This window comes from Photobacterium frigidiphilum (genome assembly GCF_003025615.1).
In the GTDB taxonomy this organism is placed as follows: Bacteria; Pseudomonadota; Gammaproteobacteria; order Enterobacterales; family Vibrionaceae; genus Photobacterium; species Photobacterium frigidiphilum.
Map to the genome: position 1 here is coordinate 1 of NZ_PYMJ01000098.1, position 2,189 is coordinate 2,189.

Here is a 2,189-nt window from a genome sequence, read left to right on the forward strand (position 1 = left end):
CTGATTTATACGGCATCATGGTGGCCATTTCGATATTGGTTGCCCCGACACTGCGCAAACGTGGCACGTTATATTGCTGGGCGCTCAAGTGTTTTTGTTGTTGCAGCCCCTGGCGGATAATGTGGCTAATGTCATCACGCTCTTGGTTGGTGTAAGCAATGATGAGGGTGTTTTCCCGTGATTGCGGTGTCCGTGATAGGTATTCCAGAGCCACGGTAGTGGCTAGCGCCAGGGTGGCGGTCTCCTGGTCTTTTTTCGGGTTGCCCGTGTTGTGATAGGTGGATATCACATTGTGGCTTTGGTTGATGCTAGCTTGTTCTTGGTCGTCGGCTTGTTGTTCGTTCTTGGTGGCAGGAAGGGGCTGATAGTCTTGCAGCGGGGCTTGTTGCTTTAATTTTTCTAAGGCACTTTCTCCCTGTCGGTCAACGATGTTATGGACGGCACCGAGCAGGGTGTCGTTTTGCTGGCGTTTCATGTCCTTCATGGTGACGCTGTCGATGATATTGTTGGTGATGGCCAGCTCAAAAGGTTTGCCGGCTTCCTGTGACGTGAGCTGGTATATATCGCCCAACTTGACGGCGCGTGCGCCAGTTATATTCACCAATTCGGTGAACTGGTCTATTTGCTGGTTGCTGGTCATCGAGCTTTCATCGAGTAAAAAAACGGTGTTACGAAATTGCCCTGGTGTGTGTTTCTCACTGAGAAAATCCGTGAGCAATGATTGGGCGGTTTGACTTTGTACGCCTTTGGCTTTGAGTTCGTTGACCGCTGCGTGCGTGGGTGCCAAGCCAATGAAGGTGGTTTGCTCGGGGTTCATGGCCTGAATACCGTTAACCAGGTCGATCCCGCTTTCCAACATGGTGGATTTTCCCACGCCCGCCAGTCCTTGCACCGCTACAAAACGGTCGGCGGTGGTGGTAATTAAGTGGACAGCGCTTTTTTGTCCATCTGTAAACCGGGGATGTTTGTCTAAGAACGCGTTGGCTTGTGCTGGAGTCGCCAGCGGGGTAACGGTGTTCTTGCCTGCGGCCAGCCGCTCAAGAATGCGGGTTTCGGTGGCGATGGCCGCGTGGGTGGTCCAGCGGGTGCCGTCGTGGTACTCGGCAGACAAGAGCTGCTGATTATTCTCGGCCTGCTTGAGGTGGGCCACAATCTCTGTTTCTTTAATGGCCTGTCCTTTCTCTTCAAAGGCGTACTTGATCGCTTCAATCACCAGTTGCTTTTGACTGAACCCTGCTTCTTTTTCGGAGACGGTGCCAATGGCGTATTGGACGGCGCTCTCGATGAGTCCTTTGTCGAGAGCCTTGTCTTTCAGTGTATGCAGTGTGGCGTTAACGTCCTGGCGCAGTACATCAAACGTTTGGCTGTTGATGAACTTTTCCGGATCGCCATGTGCCTGCATGACACGGTGAATGGCACTGGGTTGGATCGTGCTTTTTTCCAGGTGCTTATCGAGTTTTTCCCCGCTATCAGTAAAGACATCGAGGCGGCTGGCCTGGCCATGGTTCAAGTCATGCAATAATTCTTTGGAGGCGGCATAGGACTTCATACCAATTAAGGTATGTGCCTTGGTGTCGTCTGCTTTGCTCAGGGGCTGGGCAAAGTTATAGCTGAGTGGTGCGTCGTTTAGCTGGTTTGTGGCCAATAAATGGTATTTCCCATCATTGTCTTTGAGGTTAATGAACAGGGCATTGCTGCTACTGACCGTTAAGGTCTGATGTTGGGTGAGCTTGCTGGCAAAGTGGTTGCCATTGACCCGCAGTTTATCGCCTCTGGCAATTTCAATGCTGTCCGAGCGGCTAATGGAAAATTGACGGGCTTTGGCTTCGCGGGTGTTGGGGTTGATGTCTTGGGTTTTGCCTTTGCTGTCTTTTAGGGTGAGCAGGTTATTTTTTCGGTTAATGGCGGTGACAGTGAAATCCTGTTTGGTGTTGCGGCCATGTACCTTCTGCCACTCACTGAGTACCATCCCTTTTTTATAATGGCTGACCACTTCCCGCTGGGCATCGGACAAGAAAACCGGGTTCAGGGTTCTCACCGTGACGCCGTGGCGGTTGATGTCCCCGCGTTGCTGCAGGGTGTGGCGTATCGTGGTGTTCAATGCCTGCACATCTTTTTGGGTGGTGCCCAGCACCTGTACCTGAGACGTGTCGGTGAGGTCACTGTACGCCCTGGCTATCGCATCGATA

The 2,189-nt window shown here is 52.1% G+C and carries 1 protein-coding gene; it reads right to left on the reverse strand.

The features are described 5' to 3' along the window. Positions 1-2,189 (reverse strand): conjugative transfer relaxase/helicase TraI (traI, locus tag C9J12_RS29820; RefSeq protein WP_107247076.1); only part of this gene is annotated, 2,189 nt, incomplete at both ends.